Source organism: Paraburkholderia aromaticivorans, from assembly GCF_012689525.1.
In the GTDB taxonomy this organism is placed as follows: Bacteria; Pseudomonadota; Gammaproteobacteria; order Burkholderiales; family Burkholderiaceae; genus Paraburkholderia; species Paraburkholderia aromaticivorans_A.
Genome location: NZ_CP051516.1, coordinates 386,692 through 410,710, shown reverse-complemented (window position 1 = coordinate 410,710; position 24,019 = coordinate 386,692). Strand labels below are relative to the sequence as shown.

The window sequence follows — 24,019 nt, the reverse complement described above, 5'->3', positions numbered from 1 at the left end:
TCCGGACGCCGCCCTCTACCGCGAAACCTGCTAGCAACGGCTTTAGCGAAACACCACCGTCTTGCTGCCGTTCAACACGACGCGATGCTCCACGTGCCACTTCACCGCGCGCGCCAGCGTCACGCACTCGACGTCGCGGCCGATCGCCGTCAACTGCTCCGGCGTCATGCTGTGGTCGACGCGCTCCACTTCCTGCTCGATGATCGGACCTTCGTCGAGATCCGTCGTCACGTAATGGGCGGTCGCGCCGATCAGTTTCACGCCGCGGTCGAACGCCTGGTAGTACGGCTTCGCTCCCTTGAAGCTCGGCAGGAACGAGTGATGAATGTTGATCGCGCGGCCCGTCAACGCTTCGCACAGCTTCGGCGACAGAATCTGCATGTAGCGCGCGAGCACGACCAGGTCGGCTTGATGCTCGTCGATCACTTCGAGCACGCGCGCTTCCTGCGCGGCCTTCGCATCGGGCGCGGCGCCCATCAGCGGGAAATGATGGAACGGAATGTCGTAGCTGGCGGCGAGCTGGTAGAACTCCTTGTGGTTCGAGATGATCGCCGGAATCTCGATACCCAACTGGCCGGTGCGATAGCGGAACAGCAGATCGTTCAGGCAATGGCCGATCTTCGACACCATGATCACCACACGCGGCTTCACCGACGCATCGTGCAATTCCCAGCGCATGCCGAACTGCTCGGCGAGCGACGCAAACGACGTGCGCAACGCCTCCAGCCCCGGATCGCCGCCCACCTGCTGAAAATGCACGCGCATGAAGAACTCGCCGGTGCGGCTGTCGCCGAACTGCGCGGAGTCGAGAATATTGCTGCCACGCTCGAACAGAAAGCCCGACACGGCGTGAACGATGCCGGGCCGGTCGGCGCACGACAGTTTGAGGATAAAGCTGTGATCGGTCGACATGACCTGGGTGACTCCCTTCTTCAATGCGTGGTTTGTTCGGTGTGTCTGGTTCGATGCAGCGTGTTTCGGCATGGTCGTTGCGCGCGCACCGATGCGGCACTCAGGCGATGAGCGGCGGCACGAGCAAGGCCTCAATGCCGGCGCACGCGTCTTCATCGATCCAGCGGCGGCGCAGCAGGCAATCCAGCGTGGCCAGGCTCGCGTCGACGGTCATCGCACCCTCCTCGATCCAGCGCGCCGCTTCGTCGATGCGCGCGAGCCGGTGTTCACCCACTTCGCCGTCCTGATTGCGCGGCGCGAAATCAGCCGGCAGCGCGAGGTCGTAGATGAAAATCTGTTCGGCCTGCGTGCCTTCCGGCAACGATTGCAGCACATGCGCGGTGCGGCCCGCCACGGCGCGGGCGGCGATCTCCTCGGGAATGCCGGCTTCTTCCCAGCATTCCTTGATGATCGTTTCCTCGACGCCGAAGCCCCAGCCGATCCCGCCCGCCACGACATTGTCGAGCATGCCCGGGTCGGTCGCCTTGGTGTCGCTGCGGCGCGCGATCCACAATTGCGGCGCGCCCTTCGACTGCGCCCCATCCGCGTATTCTACGACGCCGTTCAGATGCACCGCGTAGGTCATCGTGCCGAAGAAGCGCGACGCCGCGCGTTCGATATAGGCGAGCGGCGGCGCATCGAACGCATTGCGGATCGCGTAGGTCTCGTTGCGCCAGCCGGGAATGCGGTCTTCGGCGGCGAGCGCGCCGATCACGGAACCGAGCGCGGCGCTACGCAAATCCACGGTATTGAACGTGGACGCCAGCGTCACGCGGCCGCTGTCGATATCGAACACATCGGGCCAGCGCGCGAGCAGCGGCACATCGCTCGTGCGGATCCAGCCGACCTGTTCGGCGTCGATCCAGAACGGCACATGCGCCTGCACGTCGAAGCGGCGCGCAGCGGTGATGCATGGCAAAGTCATTTAAAGCTCCAAACTAACTGTCGGCGGAATCCAATCAATCACGCAACGCGACGCGAATCCCGATTGCGATGAACGTGGCGCCGGCCAGGCGATCCAGCCACACACCGACACGCGGACGGCGTTTCAGCCAACCGCCGATCATCCCCGCGCACACGCCGAACAGCGAAAACACCACCACCGTCTGCAGCATGAACAGCACGCCGAGTTCGAGCATCTGCAGCGTGACGCTCTGCGCGCCGTGCGGCTGCACGAACTGCGGCAGGAATACGACGAAGAATAACGTCACCTTCGGGTTCAGCAGATTGCCGAGCACGCTCTGGCGAAACACCGCCATCAATGGCTGCGGCGCGCGTTCGTGCGCGGTCGCGAGACCCTGGCTGCGCAGCGCCTTGATGCCGATCCAGATTAGATACGCGGCGCCGGCCAGCTTGATGAATTCGAAGGCCGCCGGCGACGAGCGCAGCAACGCGGCCACGCCGAGCGCGGCGAGCGTCGTGTGAAACGTGATGCCGGCCGCAAAGCCGAGCGCCGCGACGAGCCCCGCCGCGCGGCCCTGCGAGATACCGCGCGCGAGCACTTGCAAATTGTCCGGGCCGGGCGTCATGGTGATGGCGATCGAAGTGGCGAGAAACAGCAGAAAGTTAGGCATCGTTCTTACCTTCTTGTGGGCGAGAAGAAGAAGTTCACAGCGGCTGTACTGCGGGTTCGCAGCGGCTCGACCGCGTGCGATCAATGACCGTCGAATCCGGTCACCGTATAGAGCGCGAGGCCGCCCTCGCGGAGCAGCTTCGAGCCGCCGAGTTCGGGCAGATCGATAATCGCCGCGCCTTCCACCACGACCGCACCCAGGCGCTCGAGCAGAATCTTGCCGGCCATCATCGTGCCGCCGGTGGCGATCAGATCGTCGATGATCACGACGCGGTCGCCTGGCTTGCAGGCGTCCTCATGAATCTCGACGGTCGCCGTGCCGTATTCGAGCTCATACGATTGCGCGACCCGCTTGTAGGGCAGTTTGCCCGCCTTGCGGATCGGAATGAAGCCGAGGTTCAGTTCGTACGCGAGAATCGGCCCGATGATGAAACCGCGCGCGTCCAGCCCGGCAATGTAGTCGAGCTTCGCGTCGATATAGCGCTGCACGAATAGATCGATCAGCACACGCAGCGACTTCGGCTCCTGCAAGAGCGGCGTGATGTCGCGAAACTGCACGCCCGGCTGCGGCCAGTCGGGCACCGTGCGAATGTGGCTTTTGATGTAATCGGCCGCATCGAGCGGCGCGCTCGCAAGCGCGTTGGACATGATGTCTCCGGATGGACCTCGACAGGTCCGATGAAAAACTAAACCAGCGGCGGCCCGGCAGGCGAACCTTGCCGGACGCAGACGTCAGGCCGCGGCGGCGCCCGCGCGCCGATGCTTTGAGAGCCGTTCCTCGGCCTCCGCCAACTGTTCGGGCAGACCGCGCAAAACCACGATGTCGCTCGCGCGCAGCTTGGTGGACGGGTCCGGCTCGACGCCGCGAATGCCGTGCCGGCGAATCGCCGTCACTTCGACGCCCACATCGAACAGACCGAGTTCCGCGAGGGTACGGCCCACCGCGTCCGCGTTTTCGTCGACCGGCACCGATTGTAGCCGCACCTGTTCGTGGCCGTCGTCGTCGTCCACGTCGTCGGCGCCGTGGAAATAGCCGCGCAGCAGCGCGTAGCGTTCATCGCGCATTTCCTCGACCCGGCGCACCACGCGCCGCATCGGCACGCCCATCACCACGAGCGTGTGCGAAGCAAGCATCAGACTGCCTTCGACGATTTCCGGAATCACCTCGGTCGCGCCCGCGGCCAGCAGTTTTTCCAGATCGGAGTCGTCGACGGTGCGAACGATGACCGGCAGCGTCGGTTCCAGTTCGTGGATGTTGTGAAGCACGCGCAATGCCGACGGCGTATTCGCATAGGTGATCGCAATCGTCGCCGCCCGATGGATCCCGGCGGCAAGCAGCGACTCGCGCCGCCCGGCGTCGCCGAATACGACCGATTCGCCCGCAGCCGCAGCCGCCGCGACACGATCGGGATCCAGGTCGAGCGCGACGTACGACAAACCTTCATGCTCCAGCATGCGCGCCAGGTTCTGCCCGGCCCGGCCGTATCCGCAAATGATCACGTGGCCGCTTTGTTTGAGGCTCTGCGTGGCGATGCGCGTCATCTGCAACGACTGCATCATCCATTCAGTCGACGACAGCCGCAACACGATCCGGTCCGCGTTCTGGATCATGAACGGCGCGGCCAGCATCGACAGCAGCATGGCCGCAAGAATCGCCTGCAGCATGGTGGCGTCGACGAGATGTTTGTCGAGAATCAGATTCAGCAGCACGAAACCGAACTCGCCCGCTTGCGCGAGGCCGATACCGGTGCGCATCGCGACGCCCGGCGACGCGCCGAACAGGCGCGAGAGGCCCGTCACCATGACCGCCTTCAGCAGGATCGGGCCGACCAGAAAGCCGAGCACGATCAGCGGATGCTCCCAGATCACGCGCGGATTGAGCAGCATACCGGTGGTGATGAAGAAGAGCCCGAGCAGCACGTCGCGAAACGGCTTGATGTCCTCTTCCACCTGATGCCGGTACGGCGTCTCGGCGATCAACATGCCGGCGATGAACGCGCCGAGCGCGAGCGACAAGCCGAACTTGTCCGTGATGAACGCGCACCCGAGCGTCACCAGCAACAGATTGAGAATGAACAGTTCCTGCGAACGGCGCCGCGCCACCACGTTGAACCAGCGCGTCATGAAGCGCTGCCCGACAATCAATAGCAACGACAGCGCCACCACGATCTTGATGGCCGCCACGCCGAGTGAGCTGACCAGATCTTCTGAATTGCCGCCCAGCGCCGCGATGACAATCAGCAGCGGCACCACCGCCAGATCCTGGAACAGCAGCACGCCGAAGATATTGCGGCCGTGCTCGGTCTCGATCTCGAGCCGCTCCGCCAGCATCTTGCTGACGATCGCCGTCGACGACATGGCGAGCGCGCCGCCCAGCGCCACACTCGCTTTCCACGTGATGTGCACCCAGCGCTCCAGCACGAAGCCGAGCGAGACCGCTACCGCGATCGTGCCGATCACCTGCAACAGGCCAAGGCCGAATACGAGCCGGCGCATCGAGCGCAGTTTGGCGAGCGAGAACTCCAGCCCGATCGAAAACATCAGGAACACGACACCGAATTCGGCGAGGTTCTGCGCGCCCTGCGAGTCGGGAATCAGACCGAACGCATGCGGACCGACGACGATGCCCACCGTCAGATAGCCGAGCATCGGCGGAAGATTCAGAAAGCGAAACAGCACCACGCCCACCACCGATGCCAGCAGCAGGAACAGCGTCATTTCGAGGGGGGAAATCATCGGCAAAAACGCATCGGCAAAGCGTCCTCGTTCGTCAGCGGAACCGCACACGCGAAACGCCGTGCGACAAGGTTGAGGGGCCGGTAAAGGCAGCAATAAAGGCAGCGGCTTGGCACAGCAGGCCCGGCGCGGCGAACAAGCGCCTTTGCTATACTTCGCGAATGATAGCGAAAATCAATGGCGACCGGGCACTCGCGCTCGCTCGCGACGTGCTCGACATCGAAGCGGACGCCGTGCGCGCGCTTCGCGATCAACTCGACGATGGTTTCGTCGGGGCGGTCGACTTCATCCTGAGTTGCCGTGGGCGCGTCGTCGTTTCCGGCATCGGCAAATCCGGCCACGTGGCCCGCAAGCTCGCGGCCACGCTCGCCAGCACCGGCACGCCGGCGTTCTTCGTGCATCCAGCGGAAGCCAGTCACGGCGACCTCGGCATGGTCACCGCCGACGACGTGTTTCTCGCGCTGTCCAATTCCGGTGAAACCGAAGAACTCGTGGCGATCTTGCCGCTCATCAAGCGCCTTGGCGCGAAGCTGATTGCCATGACGGGCCGTCCGTCATCGAGTCTCGCACAACTGGCCGACGTGCACCTGAATTCCGGTGTGTCGAAAGAAGCCTGTCCGATGAATCTTGCGCCGACCGCCAGCACCACCGCCGCGCTCGCGCTCGGCGACGCGCTCGCGGTCGCGGTGCTCGACGCGCGTGGCTTCGGCCGCGACGACTTCGCGCGCTCGCATCCGGGCGGCGCGCTCGGCCGGCGCCTGCTCACCTATGTCCGCGACGTGATGCGCACCGGCGACCAGGTGCCGAAGGTCACGCCCGACGCTACCGTGCGCGACGCGCTGTTTCAATTGACCGCCAAGCGCATGGGCATGACCGCGATCGTCGATCAGGACGAGCGCGTCGCCGGCATCTTCACCGACGGCGACCTGCGCCGCGTGCTCGAACGCGACGGCGATTTCCGCGAACTGTCGATCGCCTCGGTCATGACGGCCGGCCCGCGTACCATCGGTCCGGATCAACTCGCGGTGGAAGCCGTGGAACTGATGGAGCGCCACCGCATCAATCAGATGCTGGTCGTCGACGAAGCAGGCAAGCTGATCGGCGCACTCAACATGCACGACCTGTTCTCGAAGAAGGTGATCTGATGGCCATCGCTCCTCTCACCGCGACCGAACGCGCAAGCCGCGTCAAGCTGATGATTTTCGACGTCGACGGCGTGCTGACCGACGGCGGCCTGCTGTTCACGGCGGAAGGCGACACGATGAAGGGCTTCAATTCGATGGACGGTCACGGCATGAAGCTGCTGCGCCAGGCCGGCATCGAAACGGCGATCATCACCGGGCGCAAGTCGGGCATCGTGGCGGCGCGGGCGAAGGAAATGAACGTCACGCACGTCTATCAGGGCGTGCAGGACAAACCTCAGGCTTTCGCGGACCTGTTGCAGCAAACCGGCATGACGGCCGAACAGTGCGGCTACATGGGCGACGACTGGGTCGATCTCGCCGTGATGCTGAAGGTCGGCTTCGCCGCCGCGCCGGCCAACTCGCATCCTGAGGTGATCGCACGCGCCCATTGGGTCAGCGAGGCACGTGGCGGCCACGGCGCAGCGCGTGAAGTCGTCGATACGCTGCTGCGCGCGCAGCACAAATACGAAGCGCTGCTCGCGGCCGCCTGTAGCGGCGAACAGCGGGGCCTCGTCGGATGAACCAGTTTCGCCTGACGTCACTGATTCCGCTGGTCGCCATGGCTGCGCTCGCCGGTATCACGTGGTGGCTGCTGCAAGCCACTCTGCCCCGGCAGAACGAAGGCGTGGTGCGCCCCAAAGAGCACACGCCGGACTACTTCGCCGACAACTTCTCGGTGTCCGAACTCGATCAGTCGGGCTCGACGCAATACCGGCTGACCGCCCAGTCGCTGATCCATTACGAAGACGACGAGCTGAGCGACCTGGTCAAACCGGCCATGCGCGCGTTCCAGCCGGGCAAGCCGATCGTCACCGCAACCGGCGATACCGGCAAGGTGAACGGCGACGCGTCGATCGTCGATCTGTACGACAACGCGCGCATCGTGCGGGCGCCCGGCTACGGAGATCCGCAGATGCAAGCGGATTCGCAGCATTTTAGGGTGCTGGTCAACGACGATGTGATCGAGACCGAAAAGCCGGTTAAACTTCAGCGCGGCATGTCGGTGATGACTGCCAGCGGCATGAACTACAACAACGTCACCCGGGTGATGCAGCTGTTCGGCAACGTGAAAGGCAACATCGCCCCGTCCGAAGCAGGCGGCAGCTCGCCCAAGCAACCCGGGTAATCCATTCCAGGCGTGACTGCATGAACGAATCGTTCCCCCGTTTTGATACCGGCCGCTCGCGCACCCTGTCCGCGTGGCGCGCCGGACTCGCTGCGCTGATCGTCGCGTTGCCGCTCGCCGGCTTCGCGCCGCTCGCGCACGCCGACCGTGCCGACAAAGACAAGCCGCTGAACATCGAAGCGGACAACATGACTTACGACGACCTGAAGCAGGTCAACATCTTCACCGGCCATGTGGTCGCCACCAAAGGCACGATCGTGATCAAGGCCGACCGTGTCGAAGTGACGCAAGACCCGCAGGGCTATCAGTACGCCACCGGCACCTCGAGCGGCGGCAATCTGTCGTATTTCCGCCAGAAACGCGAAGGCCTCGACGAATACATCGAAGGCACGGCCATCCGGATCGACTACGACGGCAAGCAGGATCTGACCACGCTCACCACCGACGCCACCGTAAAGCGCCTGCAAGGCCTCTCCACGGTGATGGATCAGGTGCACGGCAGCGTCGTTACGTATGACGGCCAGAACGACTTCTATACCGCGAAGGCAGGCAAGGACGTCGCCGGCCCGGGCAACCCGACCGGCCGCGTGCGCGCCATGCTGTCGCCGCGCAATGGCGGCGCAGCGCCGCTGAACGGCGCGTCGGCCACGCTCGCGCCATCCACGACGATCCAGGGAGCGCCGAACCAGTGAGCACGTCAGCGTCCCTCCCCAATCGCAAGCCGGCCGGCACCAGCAGTTCGCTGGTGGTGCGCAACCTGAAGAAGCGTTACGGCTCGCGCACGGTCGTCAAAGACGTGTCGCTCGACGTGAAAAGCGGCGAAGTGGTCGGTCTGCTTGGCCCCAACGGCGCGGGCAAGACTACTTCGTTCTATATGATCGTCGGCCTCGTGCCGCTCGACGCGGGCGAGATCGATCTGGACGGCAAGTCGATCAGCCTGCTGCCGATCCACAAGCGCGCTTCGCTGGGTTTGTCGTATCTGCCGCAGGAAGCATCGGTGTTCCGCAAGCTCAGCGTCGAAGAAAACATTCGCGCGGTGCTGGAGTTGCAGCACGAAGACAGCGGCAAGCGGCTCAGCAAGGATGCGATCACGAGCCGCACGGAAGCCTTGCTCGACGAGTTGCAGATTGCGCATTTGCGCGAGAATCCGGCGCTGTCGCTGTCGGGCGGCGAACGCCGCCGGGTTGAGATCGCCCGGGCGCTGGCTACCAATCCGAGCTTTATTCTGCTCGACGAACCGTTCGCGGGCGTCGACCCGATCGCCGTGCTGGAAATTCAGAAGATCGTTAAATTTCTGAAGCAGCGCAATATCGGCGTGCTGATCACCGACCACAACGTGCGTGAAACGCTCGGCATCTGCGATCACGCGTACATCATCAGCGACGGCAGCGTGCTGGCCGCCGGCGCGCCGAGCGACATCATCGAAAACGAAAGCGTGCGGCGCGTCTATCTGGGCGAGCACTTCCGCATGTAAGCGCATGAGGGATTACCGGCAGTGCGAGCGCGCACCCGCCGGCCCCTCCATGCGGCAACCGCACATCCGCATTTTTGAGCTGGGCCGTTTTGCGCCCGTCGCCGCCTAAAACAGGCGCACGCGTAATTGCGAATGTCGCAAGGTATCGCGGTCGTGGCAAACTCTCTACAATGAATCTCAACTTGCCATGAAAGCCAGCCTCCAACTCCGCCTATCGCAGCATCTTGCGCTGACGCCGCAACTGCAGCAGTCCATCCGGCTGCTTCAGTTGTCTACGCTCGAATTGCAGCAAGAAGTCGCAATGGCGATCTCGCAGAATCCACTCCTCGAAAACGAGGACGACTGGATCGCGAGCCCGTTGCGCGTAGCGGCCGACGGCTCGCTGATCGCGCAGGCGCCCAACTCTTCCGCGCCGCCCGACCAGATGGGCGGCAATACATCGTCCTCGTCCAGCAGCGAGCGCGCCGAGAACGGCGAGCCGCAGGGCGTCGACGAATACAACGGCCTCGCGGGCGACGGTAACGGCGACGCGTCGCAATGGAATCTCGACGACTACGGCCGCTCCGGCAACGCCTCGGACGACGACGATCTTCCGCCGCTGCAAATCCACGAATCGAGCACCTCGCTGCGCGATCACCTGATGGCGCAATTGCGCGTCACCCAGGCGGGCCAGCGCGATCGGGCGCTGATCACTTTCCTGATCGAATCACTCGACGACGACGGCTACCTTGCCGCCACGCTCGAAGAAGTGCTGGCCGATCTGCCCGAAGAGCTCGAAGTCGATCTCGACGAAATGAACGCCGCGCTTGCGCTGCTGCATAGCTTCGACCCGGCCGGGGTCGGCGCGCGCTCCGCGTCGGAATGTCTCAAGCTGCAATTATTGCGGCTCGATGGCTCGCCTACGCGTACGCTCGCGCTCGACATCGTCGCCCACCATCTGGAACTGCTCGCGGCGCGCGATTTCACGCGTCTGCGCAAGCATCTGAAGGCCAACGACGACGATCTGCGTGATGCGCATGTGCTGATCCGCTCGCTCGAGCCGTTTCCCGGCGCCGCCTACGGCAAGGCCGAAGCGGACTATGTCGTGCCGGACATCATGGTGCGCAAAACGGCACAGGGCTGGCAGGCCGAGCTGAACCCGGAAGTCGTGCCGAAGCTGCGCATTAACCATCTATACGCGAATATTCTGCGCAATAACCGGGGCGATCCGGGCAGTGGTTCGTTGCGCCAGCAACTGCAGGAAGCGCGTTGGTTGATCAAAAATATCCAGCAGCGTTTCGAGACGATTCTGCGCGTCGCGCAGGCAATTGTGGAACGTCAGAAGAGCTTTTTTGTCCACGGCGAAATTGCCATGCGCCCCTTGGTTTTGCGGGAAATTGCTGATACGCTGGGCCTACACGAGTCAACTGTCTCGCGTGTGACAACCGGTAAATACATGCTGACCCCATTCGGGACGCTTGAATTTAAGTACTTCTTCGGATCACACGTTTCGACTGACACGGGCGGCGCGGCGTCTTCAACGGCGATCCGCGCGCTCATCAAGCAACTGATAGGAGCGGAAAACCCGAAATCTCCTCTTTCAGACAGTCGCATAGCCGAACTGCTGGCGGAACAGGGCTTCGTGGTCGCACGGCGTACCGTTGCGAAGTATCGTGAAGCTCTTAAGATCCCCGCAGTCAACCTGCGCAAGTCTCTGTAGCCCGTCGCCTTCCGTGGCGGGCATTTACCGGCCGCTCCGCAGTTGGCGGACAGGCCGGCCGATGCGACCTGCCAGAAGTCAGTCACCGGGGGGCGACTCAGGCAAGCCGACAGATCGACCGGACCTTCGTCATCGTGCGGACCAAGCGGCCATTAGCTTGGAGAAGCACTATGAATCTGCAGATCAGTGGACACCACCTCGAAGTAACGCCTGCGTTGCGCGAATACGTGATCACCAAACTGGATAGGGTGCTAAGACATTTCGATCAGGTAATCGACGGCAGTGTGGTCCTCTCGGTCGACAACCACAAGGAAAAGGAAAAGCGTCAAAAGGTTGAAATCAACCTGCATCTCAAGGGCAAGGACATCTTTGTCGAGAGCTGTGACAGCGACCTGTACGCTGCGATCGATCTGATGATCGACAAGCTTGACCGGCAAGTCATTCGCCATAAGGATCGCCTGCAAGGCCATGCGCATGACGCGATCAAGTATCAACCGGCGCCGCAACTAGACGTGCCGCCGCAATAAGGGAAACCAGAAGGCGTTCTTGATTGGCTCCTCGTTTTTCCCTTAACCAGCAAACCGCCCGGAACCGGGCGGTTTTTTGTTTCCGGACGCTGCTTCTCGCGTGTTGTCGCAGCATGTGCCCCCTCCATGTCAGGCTAGTTGTCGCCTCACCCGAACCGATTAGTGTAAAGATGGGGGGCGGACAGCGAATGGAAGATGAAACGCTATTCAGCGGAAACCCGGGAGTGGGTAATCAAACAGATGATGCCGCCGTTTAATCGTGCGGTCGTTGAGCTGGCGGGAGCGACGGGCATCACCACGGTGACGCTACGGACCTGGCGGCAACATGCAAGGGATGCAGGGGTATTCATGCCGGGTAATGGCAGAACCAGCGATCAGTGGTCAAGCGCCGACAAGTTCAGGGTGGTGCTGGAGACGGCGTCGCTCAACGAGGCCGAGACCTCCCAGTACTGTCGCAGCAAGGGCATCTATCCGGAGCAGATCCGGCAGTGGCGCGAGGCGTGCGAGCAGGCCAACGTAGCGCCTGAAACAAAGCCAACGGCTGCCCAGCGCAATGAAGCAAAGGCCGCTCACAAACGCATCCGTGAGCTGGAGCGCCAGCTCAGGCGCAGCGATGCCGCGCGGGCGGAGGCAGCGGCGTTGCTGAACCTGCGAAAAAAAGCCGAAGCGATCTGGGGCAAGGAAGAGGAAGACTGATCAGCAGCCCGGATCGCGATGAAGCCATGCAGTTGATCGATGAAGCGGTACAGCATGGGGCACGCCGCTCGCGTGCATGCGAGCAGTTGGGGCTCAGCGTGCGCAGTGTCCAGCGCTGGCGCCTGTCGCCGCAGGACGGGCGCACCCAGGTGAAGCGTGCGGCACCGCCCAACAAGCTCAGTGAGGCCGAGCGTCAGGCCGTGCTCGACGCAGCCAACCGCCCGGGCTACGCGAGTCTGACGCCGCACCAGATTGTGCCGAAACTGGCGGATGAAGGGATTTATCTGGCATCCGAATCGACGTTTTACCGGGTGCTGAAAGCGGCAGGACAAAGCCAGCGTCGAGGCCGTGCGCGAGCCCCGCGACGACGCACGCTCACGACGCATTGTGCGCAGGGTCCGAATCAGGTGTGGTGCTGGGATATTACGTGGATGCCGACCACAGTCAGGGGCCGGTACTTCTACTGGTACATGATGAAGGACATCTACAGCCGCAAACTGGTGATGAACGAGGTCTGGGAGCAGGAGTCGGCCGAGCATGCGAGCGTCCTGCTGGCCAAGGGATGTTTGCGTGAAGGCCTCGCCGGGCGGCCGCTGGTGCTGCATTCGGATAACGGCAGTGCGATGAAAGGTGCCACCATGCGCGCGGCGATGATCGATCTCGGTGTGCAGCCTTCGTTCAGCCGGCCGCGCGTGAGCAACGACAACGCGTTTGCCGAGTCGCTATTCCGCACGGCAAAGTACTGTCCGTTGTGGCCCGAGCAGCCGTTCGACACGCTGGAGGCGGCTCGGGAATGGGTGCAGCGCTTCGTGCAGTGGTACAACGAAGAGCACTGCCACAGCGGCCTGAAGTATGTCAGCCCGGGCCAGCGGCATCGCGGCGAAGCCAACGACCTGCTGGCCCGACGGCGTGCGCTGTACCGCAGCGCGCGCATGCAAAACCCGGCGCGCTGGTCAGGGGCCATCCGCAACTGGCACCTGACAGACGCGGTCTATCTGAATCCGGAACGAACCTCGGCCTCAGCCAAAATGTACAGGCAGGCAGCGTAACGCGGTTCTGGCGACAACTACCTTGACACACACCGTGCCGGCGCGTCAAAAGAACTCAATACGCATTGATGGCGCGCCGCACCATCCGTGGCTACCCTGTTCTATAATGTTCCGGTTACCATCGGGGTCAGGTAAGCTCAAGCGGAAGTCAGTCGGCCGGAGTCCTGCGCTTTCGGACTCCGACGCACGTCGCCGTGAGCATCAAACGAATGGAACGCCACTCAAACGCCCCAGCGAGGAGAACCCAGGCCACGTTTTCGCCTGTCAACATGAATCGTTTAGCCAAATTTCTTCCCCTCGAGAACGTCGTCGTCGGACTATCGGTCACCAGCAAGAAACGCGTGTTCGAGCAAGCGGGCCTGATCTTCGAGAACCAGAACGGCATCGCCCGTAGCACGGTCACTGACAATCTGTTTGCGCGCGAGCGCCTCGGATCGACTGGCCTTGGTGAGGGCGTGGCGATTCCGCATGGCCGGATCAAAGGCTTGAAGCAGCCGCTCGCCGCGTTCGTCCGTCTTGCCGAACCCATCCCCTTCGAGTCGCCCGACGGTCAGCCGGTCTCGCTGCTCATCTTCCTGCTCGTGCCCGAACAGGCCACTCAACAGCACCTCGAAATCCTTTCGGAAATCGCCCAGTTGCTGTCCGATCGCGACGCCCGCGAGCGCCTGCACACGGAAGAAGACCGCGAATCATTGCACCGCCTGCTCACTCAGTGGCAACCTTGATGCATCGGCGGTTATCCGCACGCCGGTGATCCGCCCACGTGCGGATACCGTCTGGCAAGGTAAGCGGCCCGCGCTAGCGCGGCCGTTGCTTTGTCCGGCAAGCGGCCCACACTGGAGTCACTGACTCATGGATACGTCCAGCATCAACGCCCAAAGCATTTTCGACGATAACGCCGCCATGCTGAAGCTCAGCTGGCTGACGGGGCATGAAGGCTGGGAGCGCGGCTTTTCTTCGGAATCGGTCGCCAATGCCACGTCGAGCGCCGACCTCGTCGGCCACTTGAACCTGATCCACCCGAACCGGATCCAGGTGCTCGGCGACGCCGAAATCGATTACTACAAGCGCCAAACCGACGAAGACCGCTCGCGCCACATGGCCGAGCTGATCGCGTTGGAACCGCCGTTTCTGGTGGTGGCGGGCGGCGTCTCCGCGCCGCCGGAACTGGTCCTGCGCTGCACGCGCTCGTCCACGCCGCTATTCACTACGCCGATGTCCGCCGCCGCAGTGATCGACAGCCTGCGCCTCTACATGTCGCGGATTCTCGCGCCGCGCGCCACGCTGCACGGCGTGTTTCTCGACATTCTCGGCATGGGCGTGCTGCTCACCGGCGACTCGGGCCTCGGCAAAAGTGAACTCGGGCTGGAACTGATCAGCCGCGGCCACGGCCTCGTTGCCGACGACGCGGTCGATTTCGTGCGCCTCGGTCCCGACTTCGTCGAAGGGCGCTGTCCGCCGCTGCTGCAAAACCTGCTGGAAGTGCGCGGCCTTGGGCTGCTCGATATCAAGACGATTTTCGGTGAAACCGCGGTGCGCCGGAAAATGAAGCTCAAGCTGATCGTGCAACTGGTCCGCCGTCCTGATGGCGAATTTCAGCGCCTGCCGCTGGAAAGCCAGACCGTCGACGTGCTCGGCCTGCCGATCAGCAAGGTCACGATTCAGGTGGCGGCCGGCCGAAACCTCGCAGTGCTGGTCGAGGCAGCCGTGCGCAACACGATCCTGCAACTGCGCGGCATCGACACGCTGCGCGACTTCATGGATCGCCAGCGCCTTGCCATGCAAGACCCCGACAGCCAGTTTCCCGGCAAACTGATCTGAGTCCGCAAAAGCCTGCCGTGCCCGCAGCCGACAGCAGGCCGCGGGTACACGCACGGGGACCAGATGCTATGATGAACTGTACGGTTTTGACGACTCCATGCGCATAATCCTGATCACCGGTATATCCGGCTCCGGCAAATCAGTTGCCCTGAACGCGCTTGAAGACGCAGGCTATTACTGCGTCGACAACTTGCCGCCGCGCTTCCTGCCGCAACTGGCTTCCTATCTCGCCGAGGACGGGCAAGACCGCCTCGCGGTCGCGATCGACGCGCGCTCGAGCGCCTCGCTCGACGAAATGCCCGCCATGATCCGCGACCTGTCGCGTGCCCACGACGTGCGCGTGCTATTCCTGAACGCAAGCACGCAGTCGCTGATTCAACGCTTCTCCGAAACGCGCCGCCGCCACCCGCTGTCCGGTTCCACTTCGCACGACGCCGACGTCGGCCTGCTCACCTCGCTCGCCGAAGCGATCGAACGCGAACGTGAACTCGTGGCCGGGCTGGCCGAATTCGGCCATCAGATCGACACCAGCAATCTGCGCGCGAACGTGCTGCGCGCGTGGGTCAAACGCTTCATCGAGCAGAAGGATTCGGGGCTCGTGCTGATGTTCGAGTCGTTCGGTTTCAAGCGCGGTGTGCCGCTCGACGCGGATTTCGTGTTCGACGTCCGCACCTTGCCGAACCCGTACTACGATCATGAATTGAGGCCGCTCACGGGCCTCGACAAACCGGTGATCGACTTTCTCGATGCGCTGCCGGTCGTGCATGAAATGATCGACGACATCCAGAAATTTCTCGCCAAGTGGCTTCCGCATTTCCGCGACGACAACCGCAGTTATCTGACCGTCGCGATCGGTTGCACGGGAGGCCAGCACCGTTCGGTGTTCATTGCGGAGACGCTCGCCGCGCGTCTTGCATCGTCGGCGAATGTCATTGTGCGGCACCGCGATGCGCCGGTCGAAGCCGGCGAATCATCGAAGTTAGTGGCTTAACCGGCCGCATCGCGCGGCCTCAACTCGAAGCGTTGCGCCATGTCTTCATCTACTGTGCTTGCCGATGTGCCGCTGTTTCCGCTGCATACGGTGCTGTTTCCCGATGGACTGCTGCCGCTGAAGATTTTCGAAGCGCGCTACCTCGACATGGCGCGCGATTGTCTGCGTGAGAAAACGCCGTTCGGCGTGTGTCTGCTGAAAAGCGGCGCGGAAGTGGCGCGCGAAGAAGAGCCTTCGGTGCCCGAAGCAATCGGTTGTCTCGCTGAAATCGACGAGTGCGATGTCGAAGCCTTCGGCATGCTGCTGATTCGCGCACGCGGCACGCGGCGTTTTCGCCTGCTGTCGCATCGCGTCGAATCGAGCGGTTTGCTGGTCGGCATGGCGGAGCCGCTCGGCGAGGACATGCCGCTCGAAGGCAACGAGCAATTGGCCAAATTCGGCGCATGCGCGGAAGTGCTCGAACGGATCATCGCGACGATCCGCGAGCGCGATCCGGACAGCCTGCCGTTCGCGGAACCGTTCAGACTCGAAGATCCGTCATGGGTGTCCAACCGTCTTGCCGAAGTGCTGCCGATCGCGCTGCGTGCTCGCCAGAAACTGATGGAATTGCAGGACGCCGGCGCGCGGATCGATGTGGTTCATCACTACATGCAGCAGCATCAATTGCTTTGAAGGCGGCCGCCGCCCTCTTGGCGGATTGATCAGATCAGCGTGCCCTGCAACCCGTCCAGCAGTTTGCGCACGGGCGCCGGCACACCGAACGAGTCGAGATCGCTGAGCGCGACCCACGCGGTGTCGGCGTCGCCCAGCGCGGCCAAAGCACCGATTCCACGATCCAGTTCCGCGAGCCGCGGCTCGATATCCAGTTTGAAATGCGTGAACACATGCGTGAGCGGCGCCAGCGGCGAGACCGCACCGTCGCCACCGAAGGCGCGCGCACGCTCGGCGAGCGCGGCTTCGTCGGCGGCTTCGGGCAGGCTCCACAAGCCGCCCCAGATACCGGACGGCGGGCGCTTCTCCAGCATCACCGCGTTGCCGTCGCGGAGCACCAGCATCCATGTGCGGCGCGTCGGCACGGTCTTTTTCGGACGCGCCGTGGGCAGTACGCGCTGACGTCCGGTCACGTTGGCGACGCAGTCGGCGGCGAACGGACAGCGCAGGCAGTCGGGCTTGCCGCGCACGCACAGCGTCGCGCCGAGATCCATCAAGCCTTGCGTGTACGCGCTGACGTCGGCATCCGACGCGTTCGACGGAAGCAGCGATTCCGCCAGCGTCCACATCGCGTTTTCGACTTTCTTTTCGCCGGGGAAACCTTCGACGCCGAACACGCGCGCCAGCACGCGCTTCACGTTGCCGTCGAGAATCGTCGCGCGCGCGCCGAACGCGAAGGACGCGATCGCCGCCGCCGTCGAACGGCCAATGCCCGGCAATTCCGCCAGTTCCTCGACCGATGCCGGAAACGCGCCGCCATGCTGCTCGATCACGACTTGCGCGCAGCGATGCAGATTGCGTGCACGTGTGTAATAGCCAAGGCCAGCCCACAATGCCATCACGTCGTCAGACGGCGCGGCGGCGAGCGTGGCAACGGTCGGAAAACGCGCGAGAAATTTCGCATAGTACGGAATCACCGTCGACACCTGCGTCTGCTGCAGCATGATTTCCGACAACCAGATGCGATACGGATCGCGCGTGTTCTGCCACGGTAAATCATGCCGGCCATGCAGACGCTGCCACGCGATCAGTCGCGCGGAAAAATCCGACATGACTGGAAAAGCAGGCGCTTGTGGCGCGGCGGACGAGGTTGAACGCGGAGTTAAGCGAGAAGGCATCGACGATTTAGCGCTGGCAGGTGGGACAGAAATACGTTGAACGCTGCCCTTGCACGATCTGTTTGATCGGCGTTCCACACACGCGGCATGGCAGCCCGGCGCGATCATAGACGAAATAGTCGAGCTGGAAGTATCCGCTTTCGCCATTGCTGCCGACGAAGTCGCGCAGCGTGCTGCCGCCCTTCTCGATGGCGGCGGCGAGCGTCACGCGCACGGCGTCCGCCAGCAGATCGTAGCGCACTAGCGAGACGCGCCCCGCCGCGGTGGTCGGTCGGATGCCGGCGCGAAACAGGCTCTCCGATGCGTAGATATTGCCCACTCCGACCACGATTTCACCGGCCAGCAGCGCCTGCTTCACCGAGACTTTGCGCCCGCGCGTGAGCCGGTGCATCAGCGCGCCGGAGAACGCGGGCGAAAACGGTTCGACGCCGAGGCTCGCGAGCAAGGGATGTTCGAGCACGTCGCCGGCTTCGCGCGGGTGCCACAGCACCGCTCCGAAGCGCCGCGGATCGCGATAGCGCAAAATGAACTCGTCGAAGATCCAGTCGATGTGATCGTGTTTCGCCGCGGCCGGCGGATGCGGCACGTGGCGCAGCACCCGCAGCGTCCCAGTCATGCCAAGATGCACGATGAACCAGCCCGCGTCGATCTCGAACAACAGATACTTGCCGCGCCGCTCGACCTTGCGCACCACGTGGCCGCGCAAGGTTTTCGCAAGGTCGGCCGGGATCGGCCAGCGCAATGCGGGCGTACGCACATCGACGCGTTCAACCTTGCGTCCGGACACGTACGGTTCGATTCCCCGTCGGGTAACCTCAACTTCTGGCAACTCTGGCATGTCTAACTGGTCTGCAACTTGCGTGAGTGGTTGTGCGCGTATTGTAGCGAGCGCGTTACAATCGTCCGAAACATTGAACGGATTTCCATGAACTTGTCCTTCGTGAAGCTGTTTTTGAAGCGCCCGGCTAGCGCACTCCGCGTACCGCACGCCGTGTCCGCTCGCCGGATGCTCGGTGCGGCAGCGCTTGCAGTCTGGGCGCTGGCTGCCGTGCCCGTCCACGCGCAGGACCCATCGCCGGACTCGGACGACACCTCGGTCACCTTGCCGGACCCGCTCGGCCCGGCCTCGGCGGAAGATCAAAAGTCCCTGCCCGGCGTGGCGCTGACGAGCCAGATCGTATTCCAGGTGCTCGCCGCCGAAGTCGCGCTGCAGCGCGACCAGCCGGCGCCCGCCTATCAAACCTACCTCGCGCTCGCGCGCGACACGCACGATCCCCGCATGGCGCAACGCGCCACCGAAATCGCGCTGGCCGCGCAGAGCCCGTCGGACGCTTTGGCCGCCGCGCAATTGTGGCAGCAGTATGCGCCGAACTCGGAACGCGCCGCTCAACTCGACGCATCGCTGCTCGTGTTGTCCGGCAAACCTGACGACGCGGCGCCGATCCTCGCCCGCGAACTCGCACGGGTACCCGCCGACAATCGCGGCAGCGCGATTCTGGCGCTGCAGTTGCTGCTCTCGCGCGGCCCGAACCGGATCGGCGGCCTGCACGTGCTGCAGGATCTGCTCAAGAACGACATGACCCGGCCCGAAGCGCAACTGGCCATTGCACGCCAGCAGCTAGTGTCGGACGACGCGCCGGGCGCGCGCAAATCGCTCGAACAGGCACTCACGCTCAAGCCCGACTATCTGCCGGCAGCGCTGACGCTGTCGCAAATGGGCCCGGAAGAGCGCAAGGAAGGCATCGCTTCGCTCGAAAAGTACGTGCAGCAGAATCCGAAATCGCATGACGCGCGTCTCGCGCTCGCGCAGATGTATCTCGCGAGCGACCGTCTGGACGACGCGCAGAAGCAATTCGAGATCATGCACAAGAACAACGCGAACGAGCTGACGCCGCTCATGGCGCTCGCGCTGATCAAGATCCAGCAGAAGAATTTCAACGAGGCGCAAACCTACCTGACCCAGTACGCCCAGCAAGCCGAAAAAACGCCGGGCGCCGATCCGGGCCAGGCGTATATCTACCTTGCGCAGCTGTCGCTCGAACAGAAAAACGAAGCGGCCGCGAGCGACTGGCTGAACAAGATCTCGCCGTCGAGCCAGCAATATGTGCCGGCGCAGATCACGCGCGCGCAATTGCTCGCCAAGCAGGGCAAGACCGACGACGCGCGCAACCTGCTGGCCAACCTGCCGGCGCCGGACCCGCGCGACCAGGCGCTGATCCTCCGCACCGACGCGGCGATCCTGTTCGACGCCAAGCGCTACCCCGACGCGGAAACGCGCCTGCAACAAGCCACGGCGCAGTTCCCCGACGACCCCGATCTGACCTACGACTACGCGATGGCCGCCGAAAAAACCGGCCATTACGAGGTCATGGAAGCGCAGTTGCGCAAGCTGATCCAGACGCAGCCCGACAACCCGCAAGCGTATAACGCGCTCGGCTACTCGCTGGCCGATCGCAATCAGCGCCTCGCCGAAGCGGACAAGCTGGTCGAGAAGGCATCCTCATTGGCGCCGAACGACGCGTTCATCATGGACAGCGTCGGCTGGGTCAAATACCGGCTGGGCGACACGTCGGACGCAATCAAGCTGCTGCGCAAGGCGTACGACATGCAGCCGAACGCCGAAATCGGCGCGCACCTCGGCGAAGTGTTGTGGAAAACCGGCAATCAGGATCAGGCACGCGCCGCTTTCCGCGATGCGCGCAAACTCGAACCGGACAACGACACGCTTGTCAAAACGCTCCAACGTCTTCAGGTGAACGATCTTTGATGCGTCTTTCCCGTTTGATTTCCTTTCCCCGGGCGCCGCGTGGCGCGGCGCTCGCTTTCGCTGCAGCAGCGGCAGCGGTCGTCGCACTGGCCGGTTGCGCGTCGGTCAAACCGCAAGGGCCGTCCACGTCGAATGCCGCGACCTCCGTCACCACGCAGACGAGCCGTGCTTACCAGGGCCGTTTCGCGGTCCAGTACAACGATCAGAACGGCCAGCAGCGCAACGCTTACGGCAACTTCACGTGGCAGGAAACCGGCGACACCGTGACCCTGCAGTTGCGCAATCCGCTCGGCCAGACGCTTGCGGTGGTGACGTCCTCGCCGGGTTCGGCCACGCTGGAACTGCCGAATCGCCAGCCGCTCACCGCGGATAACGTCTCCACGCTGATGCAAAACGCGCTCGGCTTCACGCTGCCGGTCGAAGGGCTGCGCTATTGGCTGCAACCGTCGCCGGCACCCACTTCGCGCGCCAAAACGGAGAAGGATCCCGAGCAACCATCGCGGCTGAAGCAGATCACGCAGGACGGCTGGACGATCGACTATCTGGCTTATGCCGACGCGCCGGCCACCGGCGTGAAGCGCCTCAACCTGACCCGCTCGGATCCGCCGCTCGACATCAAGCTCGTGCTGGATCAGTAGCCCGCGCCGCTTCACGCACTTTTTCGCGCGACCTTGCCGCTTCTTCGGCGCCATTTGGCGCATGTAGCCTCGACTCATGATTGAAACGACCGATTCGCTGCGCGATTGCCTCGCGCCAGCGAAACTCAACCTCTTCCTGCACATTACCGGCCGTCGGCCGGACGGCTATCACACGCTGCAAACGGTCTTCCAGTTGCTCGACTGGGGCGACACGCTGCACTTCACGCGACGCGACGACGGACTCATCACGCGCAGCACAGAGATCGCCGACGTGCCGCCGGAACACGACCTGACCGTGCGCGCCGCGACGCTGCTCAAAACGCATACGGGCTCGCCTGAAGGCGTCGATATCGAAATCGACAAGCGTCTGCCGATGGGCGCCGGCCTCGGCGGCGGCAGCTCTGATGCAGCGACCACGCTGCTCGCGCTGAACCGTCTGTGGAAGCTCAATCTGCCGCGCCTCGAACTGCAGGCGCTTGCATTGAAACTTGGCGCGGATGTGCCGTTTTTTGTTTTCGGAAAAAATGCGTTCGCCCAGGGTGTCGGAGAAGCTTTAGACGTTGTACAATTGCCGCCGCGCCATTTCCTAGTAGTGACGCCGAGGGTTCATGTTCCGACTGCAGCGGTTTTTTCTGAAAAAGCGTTGACAAGAGATTCAAAACCCCTCACAATTACGGACTTTCCTGCAGAACTTAGTTGCAACACTGAATGGCCAGAAAGTTTCGGCCGCAATGACATGCAGCAGGTTGTCGTAGGAAAATACGCGGAAGTAGCGCAAGTGTTGCGATGGTTTGAAAACGTCGCGCCAGCGCGGATGTCGGGATCAGGTGCAAGTGTTTTTGCCGCGTTTCGTAGTAAAGCTGAAGCAGAAGCGGTGCAAGCCAAACTGCCAGCCGAATGGAATAGCGCAGTGACCGCAAGTCTCGATCAGCATCCACTCTTTACTTTCGCGTCATAAGTTTTGCGTCGTCGAACGCTCCTCGTTCGGTGAAGCTCAAAGTTAGTGTAGGGGAGTCGCCAAGTTGGTTAAGGCACCGGATTTTGATTCCGGCATTCGAAGGTTCGACTCCTTCCTCCCCTGCCAAAAATTCTCGCATTTCCCTCGCCCCCAGCCTGAAGTAGGTGCACGATGAGCAGCCATGACGGCCTGATGGTTTTTACTGGCAACGCAAATCCCGCGCTTGCACAGGAAGTCGTCAAAATCCTCGGTATTCCCCTCGGCAAAGCAATGGTTAGCCGTTTCTCGGACGGTGAAATCCAGGTCGAGATTCAGGAAAACGTGCGTGGCAAGGATGTCTTCGTCCTGCAGTCCACGTGCGCACCGGCGAACGACAATCTGATGGAACTGATGATCATGGTCGATGCGCTCAAGCGCGCATCCGCCGGCCGGATCACCGCAGCCATCCCCTACTTCGGTTATGCCCGTCAAGATCGTCGCCCGCGTTCCGCGCGCGTCGCCATCTCGGCGAAGATCGTGGCGAACATGCTGGAAATCGCCGGCGTCGAGCGGATCATCACGATGGATCTGCACGCCGACCAGATTCAAGGCTTCTTCGACATTCCGGTCGACAATATCTACGCTACGCCCGTGCTGCTCGGCGATCTGCGCAAGCAGAACTACGAGAACCTGCTGGTCGTTTCGCCGGACGTCGGCGGCGTGGTGCGTGCCCGGGCATTGGCCAAGCAGTTGAATTGCGATCTCGCGATCATCGACAAACGCCGCCCGAAGGCGAACGTTGCCGAAGTGATGAACATCATCGGTGAAGTCGAAGGCCGTACCTGCGTGATCATGGACGACATGGTCGACACCGCCGGCACGCTCTGCAAGGCCGCTCAGGTTCTGAAAGAGCGCGGCGCGAAGCAGGTGTTCGCCTACGCTACGCACCCGGTTCTGTCGGGCGGCGCAGGCGAGCGTATCGCCGCTTCCGCACTCGACGCACTCGTTGTGACGGACACGATCCCGCTCGGTGACGAAGCCCGCTCGTGCGCGAAGATCCGTTCGTTGACCAGCGCCGGCCTGCTTGCCGAAACGTTCTCGCGGATTCGCCGCGGCGATTCGGTCATGTCGCTGTTCGCTGAAAGTTAAGTATTTGCGAAGGCGCAGCGCGCCGCACCATGCGGTACGCTGCGCTTTTGCACAATCGGCATGAACGAACGAAGGTTCGTGCCGCAGCTCTGGGGCCTCAGCCATCTGGCTTGGAGGCCCCGTTTTTACTGCTTGGTCGCGGGCAGTGCATTGGAGATTCAAAATGAAAGTAGTCGCTTTCGAGCGTTCTTTGCAAGGTACGGGTGCGAGCCGCCGCCTGCGTAACTCGGGCAAGACCCCGGGCATCGTATATGGCGCTGGTGCTGAAACGCAATTGGTCGAACTGGACCACAACGCGCTGTGGCACGCGCTGAAGAAAGAAGTTTTCCACTCGTCGATTCTCGACCTGGAAGTGGCAGGCAAGTCGCAACAGGTTCTGCTGCGCGACGTGCAATACCACCCGTTCCGTCAGATCGTGCTGCACGTGGACTTCCAACGTGTCGACGCGAAGAAGAAGCTGCACACCAAGGTGCCGCTGCACTTCATGAACCAGGAATCGAACCCGGCAGTGAAGCTGTCGAGCGCGGTGATCTCGCACGTCATCAACGAAATCGAAATCGAGTGCCTGCCGTCGGCACTGCCGGAATTCCTCGAAGTTGATCTGGCGACGATCGAAGCAGGTCACTCGGTCCACGCTAAGGACATCAAGCTGCCGGCAGGTGTGTCGCTGGTTGCTCACGTTGAAGCAGAAAACCCGGTGGTCGCTGCTGCAACGATCCCGGCTGGCGCAATCGCTGAAGGCGACGCTGCTGCTGCTGCAAGCGAAGGCGAAACGCCGGCTGCTTAAGGGCGCCTCAGGCAAAGAGCAAGAAATCCTCTCGATCCGTTTCAATGAAACGGTCGATGTGACCCGCCGAGGTTCGCCCCGGCGG

General features: G+C 62.8%; 24 protein-coding genes and 1 tRNA gene. 18 read left to right on the top strand and 7 right to left on the bottom strand.

Annotation, left to right across the window (positions count from 1 at the left end; genetic code table 11):
* Positions 1-42: 42 nt before the first annotated feature.
* The 5 genes from purU to HF916_RS29910 form a co-directional block, all read right to left on the bottom strand.
* Positions 43-912, bottom strand: coding sequence for a formyltetrahydrofolate deformylase (purU, locus tag HF916_RS29930; RefSeq protein ID WP_168792513.1), 870 nt, complete (start codon positions 910-912; stop codon positions 43-45).
* A gap of 100 nt (positions 913-1,012) precedes the next feature.
* Complete coding sequence (locus tag HF916_RS29925; protein ID WP_168792512.1) at positions 1,013-1,876, bottom strand: NUDIX hydrolase; 864 nt, start codon at positions 1,874-1,876, stop codon at positions 1,013-1,015.
* Between the two features lie 34 nt (positions 1,877-1,910).
* A complete protein-coding gene (locus HF916_RS29920; protein WP_168792511.1) occupies positions 1,911-2,525 on the bottom strand; it encodes a LysE family translocator in 615 nt (204 codons plus the stop codon).
* An 80-nt stretch (positions 2,526-2,605) separates the two neighbouring features.
* Complete coding sequence (locus tag HF916_RS29915; RefSeq protein ID WP_168792510.1) at positions 2,606-3,172, bottom strand: adenine phosphoribosyltransferase; 567 nt, start codon at positions 3,170-3,172, stop codon at positions 2,606-2,608.
* Between the two features lie 84 nt (positions 3,173-3,256).
* Positions 3,257-5,260 carry a monovalent cation:proton antiporter family protein gene (locus HF916_RS29910; RefSeq protein WP_168792509.1) on the bottom strand — a complete coding sequence of 668 codons (2,004 nt, stop codon included), beginning with the start codon at positions 5,258-5,260 and terminating at the stop codon, positions 3,257-3,259.
* A 161-nt stretch (positions 5,261-5,421) separates the two neighbouring features.
* Here HF916_RS29910 and kdsD point away from each other — a divergent pair, with 161 nt between their 5' ends.
* The 12 genes from kdsD (at position 5,422) to HF916_RS29850 (ending at position 16,499) form a co-directional block, all read left to right on the top strand.
* Positions 5,422-6,405 (top strand): arabinose 5-phosphate isomerase KdsD, encoded by a 984-nt coding sequence (gene kdsD / locus HF916_RS29905; RefSeq protein ID WP_168792508.1) that lies wholly within the window; start codon positions 5,422-5,424, stop codon positions 6,403-6,405.
* Positions 6,405-6,965, top strand: a complete 561-nt coding sequence (locus tag HF916_RS29900) for a KdsC family phosphatase (protein WP_168792507.1) — start codon at positions 6,405-6,407, stop codon at positions 6,963-6,965. Before kdsD ends, HF916_RS29900 begins: the two co-directional genes overlap by 1 nt.
* Entirely contained in the window at positions 6,962-7,570 is a 609-nt protein-coding gene (gene lptC / locus HF916_RS29895; protein WP_012431662.1) for an LPS export ABC transporter periplasmic protein LptC, read from the top strand. Before HF916_RS29900 ends, lptC begins: the two co-directional genes overlap by 4 nt.
* Before the next feature lie 20 nt (positions 7,571-7,590).
* Positions 7,591-8,262, top strand: coding sequence for a lipopolysaccharide transport periplasmic protein LptA (gene lptA, locus HF916_RS29890; protein WP_168792506.1), 672 nt, complete (start codon positions 7,591-7,593; stop codon positions 8,260-8,262).
* The gene (lptB, locus tag HF916_RS29885; protein ID WP_168792505.1) at positions 8,259-9,044 is read left to right on the top strand and encodes an LPS export ABC transporter ATP-binding protein; all 786 of its coding nucleotides are present in this window, start codon (positions 8,259-8,261) and stop codon (positions 9,042-9,044) included. Before lptA ends, lptB begins: the two co-directional genes overlap by 4 nt.
* A gap of 187 nt (positions 9,045-9,231) precedes the next feature.
* Positions 9,232-10,743, top strand: a complete 1,512-nt coding sequence (locus tag HF916_RS29880; RefSeq protein ID WP_168792504.1) for an RNA polymerase factor sigma-54 — start codon at positions 9,232-9,234, stop codon at positions 10,741-10,743.
* Positions 10,744-10,913: 170 nt separating this feature from the next.
* Positions 10,914-11,270, top strand: coding sequence for a ribosome hibernation-promoting factor, HPF/YfiA family (gene hpf, locus HF916_RS29875; RefSeq protein WP_168792503.1), 357 nt, complete (start codon positions 10,914-10,916; stop codon positions 11,268-11,270).
* Between the two features lie 195 nt (positions 11,271-11,465).
* Positions 11,466-13,015 (top strand): IS3 family transposase gene (locus tag HF916_RS29870; protein WP_240975460.1). Its coding sequence is split into 2 segments (ribosomal slippage): positions 11,466-11,940 and positions 11,940-13,015, totalling 1,551 coding nucleotides; the frame shifts between segments, so codons are not numbered across the junction.
* A 209-nt stretch (positions 13,016-13,224) separates the two neighbouring features.
* Complete coding sequence (locus tag HF916_RS29865) at positions 13,225-13,740, top strand: PTS sugar transporter subunit IIA (protein WP_168792502.1); 516 nt, start codon at positions 13,225-13,227, stop codon at positions 13,738-13,740.
* Positions 13,741-13,867: 127 nt separating this feature from the next.
* Positions 13,868-14,836, top strand: coding sequence for an HPr(Ser) kinase/phosphatase (gene hprK / locus HF916_RS29860; protein WP_168792501.1), 969 nt, complete (start codon positions 13,868-13,870; stop codon positions 14,834-14,836).
* 97 nt (positions 14,837-14,933) lie between these two features.
* A complete protein-coding gene (gene rapZ, locus HF916_RS29855; protein ID WP_168792500.1) occupies positions 14,934-15,827 on the top strand; it encodes an RNase adapter RapZ in 894 nt (297 codons plus the stop codon).
* 39 nt (positions 15,828-15,866) lie between these two features.
* Positions 15,867-16,499: an LON peptidase substrate-binding domain-containing protein gene (locus HF916_RS29850; protein WP_168792499.1), complete on the top strand. Its 633-nt coding sequence runs from the start codon at positions 15,867-15,869 to the stop codon at positions 16,497-16,499.
* A gap of 29 nt (positions 16,500-16,528) precedes the next feature.
* On the opposite strand, the gene mutY is transcribed toward HF916_RS29850, so the two are convergent.
* Positions 16,529-17,656: an A/G-specific adenine glycosylase gene (mutY, locus tag HF916_RS29845; protein WP_206002015.1), complete on the bottom strand. Its 1,128-nt coding sequence runs from the start codon at positions 17,654-17,656 to the stop codon at positions 16,529-16,531.
* Positions 17,657-17,663: 7 nt separating this feature from the next.
* Positions 17,664-18,494: a bifunctional DNA-formamidopyrimidine glycosylase/DNA-(apurinic or apyrimidinic site) lyase gene (gene mutM, locus HF916_RS29840; protein ID WP_168792497.1), complete on the bottom strand. Its 831-nt coding sequence runs from the start codon at positions 18,492-18,494 to the stop codon at positions 17,664-17,666.
* 87 nt (positions 18,495-18,581) lie between these two features.
* Between mutM and HF916_RS29835 the strand changes: the two genes are divergently transcribed.
* From HF916_RS29835 to HF916_RS29810, 6 genes are all read left to right on the top strand, one after another.
* A complete protein-coding gene (locus HF916_RS29835; RefSeq protein WP_168792496.1) occupies positions 18,582-20,423 on the top strand; it encodes a tetratricopeptide repeat protein in 1,842 nt (613 codons plus the stop codon).
* Positions 20,423-21,061 (top strand): lipoprotein insertase outer membrane protein LolB, encoded by a 639-nt coding sequence (gene lolB, locus HF916_RS29830; RefSeq protein WP_168792495.1) that lies wholly within the window; start codon positions 20,423-20,425, stop codon positions 21,059-21,061. Before HF916_RS29835 ends, lolB begins: the two co-directional genes overlap by 1 nt.
* 76 nt (positions 21,062-21,137) lie before the next feature.
* Positions 21,138-22,019, top strand: a complete 882-nt coding sequence (gene ispE, locus HF916_RS29825; RefSeq protein ID WP_168792494.1) for a 4-(cytidine 5'-diphospho)-2-C-methyl-D-erythritol kinase — start codon at positions 21,138-21,140, stop codon at positions 22,017-22,019.
* A gap of 49 nt (positions 22,020-22,068) precedes the next feature.
* Positions 22,069-22,145: transfer RNA gene (locus HF916_RS29820), tRNA-Gln, on the top strand.
* A 45-nt stretch (positions 22,146-22,190) separates the two neighbouring features.
* Positions 22,191-23,147, top strand: coding sequence for a ribose-phosphate pyrophosphokinase (locus tag HF916_RS29815; RefSeq protein WP_012431648.1), 957 nt, complete (start codon positions 22,191-22,193; stop codon positions 23,145-23,147).
* Between the two features lie 163 nt (positions 23,148-23,310).
* Positions 23,311-23,934 (top strand): 50S ribosomal protein L25/general stress protein Ctc, encoded by a 624-nt coding sequence (locus tag HF916_RS29810; protein ID WP_168792493.1) that lies wholly within the window; start codon positions 23,311-23,313, stop codon positions 23,932-23,934.
* The last annotated feature ends 85 nt before the right edge of the window (positions 23,935-24,019 follow it).

Bases quoted from the DNA above. Each gene is read 5' to 3' on its own strand.
- purU (WP_168792513.1), bottom strand. From the start codon at position 912: ATGTCGACCGATCACAGCTTTATCCTCAAACTGTCGTGCGCCGACCGG.
- HF916_RS29925 (WP_168792512.1), bottom strand. From the start codon at position 1,876: ATGACTTTGCCATGCATCACCGCTGCGCGCCGCTTCGACGTGCAGGCG.
- HF916_RS29920 (WP_168792511.1), bottom strand. From the start codon at position 2,525: ATGCCTAACTTTCTGCTGTTTCTCGCCACTTCGATCGCCATCACCATG.
- HF916_RS29915 (WP_168792510.1), bottom strand. From the start codon at position 3,172: ATGTCCAACGCGCTTGCGAGCGCGCCGCTCGATGCGGCCGATTACATC.
- HF916_RS29910 (WP_168792509.1), bottom strand. From the start codon at position 5,260: ATGATTTCCCCCCTCGAAATGACGCTGTTCCTGCTGCTGGCATCGGTG.
- kdsD (WP_168792508.1), top strand. From the start codon at position 5,422: ATGATAGCGAAAATCAATGGCGACCGGGCACTCGCGCTCGCTCGCGAC.
- HF916_RS29900 (WP_168792507.1), top strand. From the start codon at position 6,405: ATGGCCATCGCTCCTCTCACCGCGACCGAACGCGCAAGCCGCGTCAAG.
- lptC (WP_012431662.1), top strand. From the start codon at position 6,962: ATGAACCAGTTTCGCCTGACGTCACTGATTCCGCTGGTCGCCATGGCT.
- lptA (WP_168792506.1), top strand. From the start codon at position 7,591: ATGAACGAATCGTTCCCCCGTTTTGATACCGGCCGCTCGCGCACCCTG.
- HF916_RS29880 (WP_168792504.1), top strand. From the start codon at position 9,232: ATGAAAGCCAGCCTCCAACTCCGCCTATCGCAGCATCTTGCGCTGACG.
- hpf (WP_168792503.1), top strand. From the start codon at position 10,914: ATGAATCTGCAGATCAGTGGACACCACCTCGAAGTAACGCCTGCGTTG.
- HF916_RS29865 (WP_168792502.1), top strand. From the start codon at position 13,225: ATGGAACGCCACTCAAACGCCCCAGCGAGGAGAACCCAGGCCACGTTT.
- hprK (WP_168792501.1), top strand. From the start codon at position 13,868: ATGGATACGTCCAGCATCAACGCCCAAAGCATTTTCGACGATAACGCC.
- rapZ (WP_168792500.1), top strand. From the start codon at position 14,934: ATGCGCATAATCCTGATCACCGGTATATCCGGCTCCGGCAAATCAGTT.
- HF916_RS29850 (WP_168792499.1), top strand. From the start codon at position 15,867: ATGTCTTCATCTACTGTGCTTGCCGATGTGCCGCTGTTTCCGCTGCAT.
- mutY (WP_206002015.1), bottom strand. From the start codon at position 17,656: ATGCCTTCTCGCTTAACTCCGCGTTCAACCTCGTCCGCCGCGCCACAA.
- mutM (WP_168792497.1), bottom strand. From the start codon at position 18,494: ATGCCAGAGTTGCCAGAAGTTGAGGTTACCCGACGGGGAATCGAACCG.
- HF916_RS29835 (WP_168792496.1), top strand. From the start codon at position 18,582: ATGAACTTGTCCTTCGTGAAGCTGTTTTTGAAGCGCCCGGCTAGCGCA.
- lolB (WP_168792495.1), top strand. From the start codon at position 20,423: ATGCGTCTTTCCCGTTTGATTTCCTTTCCCCGGGCGCCGCGTGGCGCG.
- ispE (WP_168792494.1), top strand. From the start codon at position 21,138: ATGATTGAAACGACCGATTCGCTGCGCGATTGCCTCGCGCCAGCGAAA.
- HF916_RS29815 (WP_012431648.1), top strand. From the start codon at position 22,191: ATGAGCAGCCATGACGGCCTGATGGTTTTTACTGGCAACGCAAATCCC.
- HF916_RS29810 (WP_168792493.1), top strand. From the start codon at position 23,311: ATGAAAGTAGTCGCTTTCGAGCGTTCTTTGCAAGGTACGGGTGCGAGC.